This is a genomic window from Dapis purpurea BLCC-M126 (genome assembly GCF_050015975.1).
Taxonomy (GTDB): domain Bacteria; phylum Cyanobacteriota; class Cyanobacteriia; order Cyanobacteriales; family Microcoleaceae; genus Trichodesmium.
Genome location: NZ_JBNHER010000308.1, coordinates 1 through 2,931 on the forward strand (window position 1 = coordinate 1; position 2,931 = coordinate 2,931).

A 2,931-nucleotide genomic window follows, 5' to 3' on the forward strand; every position below is an offset into this window, starting at 1 on the left:
AGGCTTTAAACCACAATTATTTAATTAACAATTAATAATTAATAATTCGGTAAATACCTTTGATTGCTATAAGGTAGGTGCCAACAATCATTACTTGTGTACCATTACCTGTTCTGATAATTCTGAACTAGGGGATGGATATTACAAATGTAGTTGGCCTTATTTGAGAACAAAACTCAAGTATATTGGCCTTGATATCTTTATGCTAATCAAAAAATGGTTTATAGTGACTAAATTTACATTTAGTCACTAGATAATATTCCTAGGCATTTTTCCTAATCTTAATTTTTGCACACAAGTCCTCTATATAGTCTAAAATACACATATAGTGCTAGCACTATACTTGGTAAGTCAATTTGCCTACCTTTTCCGGTTAAGGGTTGAGGGTGTTGGACTTTTACTATGATTATCTGAGCTTCTGGCATATTGGTGTCTAGGATACACAAAACATCATTTTTGTCAATCTACTAGATTGCTGTATAGTTCAAGTACCCAGACTGCCTGATAACTGCTCCCTAGGTTCAGTATAAAGGCATATTTTTTAATTTAGAAGTCTTTAATACTTTAGTTAAGCTTCTGCTAAGACCAGCGCTAAGTGAGTTCCAAGTCCAAACACTTGTTGAGCCTCTGGGGAAAAAGTAGCCTGAGCCTATAAACTGTGGTATGCGCAACAACCCTACAGATTTTCTTGAAGTCTGTATCCTTTTGGTTGACTAGAGACGATGGGCTGTAACGGCAGCTTTCCTCCCGACCTAACCTAATGTTAATGGTTGGATATCCAAGGCGTAAATTTGATCAAGCTAGTATTAGCAGTATTAGGAATAGGACTGTGGTTCATACATTTATATTAGAATCAGGCCAATGGATTATTGCAGGAAATTGGCTGGAACGCAACGGAATGTTGATTACTGTCAAGGGTACAACTATCGTGACATGGGATCGTACAGATTGGTTCTCTATGGAAACAAACCTAATATTTCCTAGTAAAGACCGTGAGGATATTACTTTACAGTATAAAGGGCGTCTCGACAGTGACGAGCGACGCTATACCTTTCTTCTACAACACAGCGAACTAGGAAAAGTGGAAGGAGAAGGATGGCTTGGTGTTGATTCAATTATTCAGCGCTATTGGGTACTTGGAAATGACCGCCAACGTCGTAGTGGTTTTGAAACTTTACTCCGCTTAGATAAAGATCGATATTACTCCAGTAGTGGCATTTTGACAGGTCCTTCTTTGATTAGTGCTATGGAAGCAAATATAGACCGTCAGCTAGATTAGTTAATATTACTAAAAGTTATAAAATTCCTTCAATCAATATAATGACTATCTTTGGGTATAAAGTTTATGATTTTTGAAAAATTAGTTGACGCCCCATCATCCCCAAATCTATTTAAAATTTATGAAATAGAGTCAGAGAAGGAGGTTGCCCTTAGGACAACTTCTTTACTTAATCAAAGTCAGGGTTAGATTCTAATCCCCAATTATGCTTTAAAAATTGTTGGTAGAGAGTTTCCCTTACCAACATTTGTTCGTATAGTTCAACTAAGCATTCTTGAGCTTGTTGTAAATTCATCTGCCTGACCTGAGTCTCAAAAGACCGAACGCTAAATTGCTTCTCTAGTGGTAGTTCCATAGGTTGATCCATACTTTAACTCCTTTAATACCAAAAATTATCTACTGACCATACTTCCTAGTTGGATCAGTCAATCTAGATACAAAAAATTAATACCAATTCCATAAATTTCGGCTACAGTACTTATCTTAAATTAAGATTATATAATTTCATTCTTCAGATATGATGTGTAGCCATATTTGAGCAAAATGGTATAAACCGAATAAATCCAGATATGTATTACTGGACTTAGCGATCGCCTAGTCTTTTCAGGAACTTTGATTTATTAATTATAACTATCGTATTATGTACTATGTTAAAAAATATAACAAATGTTTGACAAAATTACCATCATTTTCCTTGCACTGCAGATATAAAAATGGCAAATACAAAACATTATTTTTGCTTGTGAATAAATCTTAGAAAAAAGTCAAGAGTAAAGATGCTCATTTTGAACAAATTTCTAGTAGTAAATAACTGCTGAAAAAACAGAGGGAAAAGCTCAAACAACTTGACTGATATAGAGATTTATTTCTCAAGAGGTGCTCAAATTAAAAAATAGGTAGTATGCTGAATCAGTAACCATTTCTACTAGAATTCTAAAAAATGTTTTATAAAAAAAAGTATGGTTTATTGGCCATAGCTACAATACTAAGCTTACTCAGCACTACTAAAGCTGACGCTTCTTCTTTTCAACGAACCTCTAAACAACCCCTATCAAATAACACCACAGTTATTGCTCTTAACCAAGAAGCTAAAGCAGAATTTGAGCGCGGGGTGAAACTCTACAAAGAAGGAGACCTCAAATCAGCAGAAACAGCATTTCGCAAAGCTATTGAACTTGACTCAGAATTTGCGGAAGCTTATGCTAACCTAGGCAGTCTTTTGGCCAATCAAAATAATTTGCCAGAAGCAATATCCCAATTTGAAAATGCTGTTCGCCTTAGACCAGAGTTAGCAGTCCTTCATTATCAATTAGGAGTAGCTTTGTATTTGGAAAATAAACGACCTGAAGCAGTAGTATCTCTCACTAAAGCTAGAGACCTATTAAAAGAACAAGGAAAAACTGAAGAAGCAGAGAAAGTTGAGAAAGCAATAGAAAAGATTCAAGCAGAATCTTAATTCTTAAATTGGTGTTGTAATACTATAGCAATCGGTGCATAGGTTGTGAAAAATTAAAAAGTAAATAAAAAAGTTGAAACTCTTACCTGTTCCCTGTTCCCTAAGCAGTAAGATTTTTGCCACGAATAAAATAGGATTGCTATATAGCATTTCCCAAGCTAGTGAGGTACAACTAGGTAGGCGATCGCTAATTAAC

General features: G+C 35.1%; 3 protein-coding genes. 2 read left to right on the plus strand and 1 reads right to left on the minus strand.

All coding sequences use genetic code 11. From position 1 onward, the window contains the following. Positions 1–829: 829 nt before the first annotated feature. Positions 830–1,279, plus strand: a complete 450-nt coding sequence (locus ACP6PL_RS28020) for a hypothetical protein (protein WP_426548622.1) — start codon at positions 830–832, stop codon at positions 1,277–1,279. 169 nt (positions 1,280–1,448) lie between these two features. Here the strand turns inward: ACP6PL_RS28020 and ACP6PL_RS28025 are convergent, their stop codons facing one another. Further along, the gene (locus ACP6PL_RS28025) at positions 1,449–1,646 is read right to left on the minus strand and encodes an NblA/ycf18 family protein (protein ID WP_426548623.1); all 198 of its coding nucleotides are present in this window, start codon (positions 1,644–1,646) and stop codon (positions 1,449–1,451) included. Between the two features lie 573 nt (positions 1,647–2,219). On the opposite strand from ACP6PL_RS28025, the gene ACP6PL_RS28030 reads away from it, so the two are divergent. Further along, the gene (locus ACP6PL_RS28030) at positions 2,220–2,735 is read left to right on the plus strand and encodes a tetratricopeptide repeat protein (protein WP_426548624.1); all 516 of its coding nucleotides are present in this window, start codon (positions 2,220–2,222) and stop codon (positions 2,733–2,735) included. Positions 2,736–2,931: the final 196 nt, after the last annotated feature.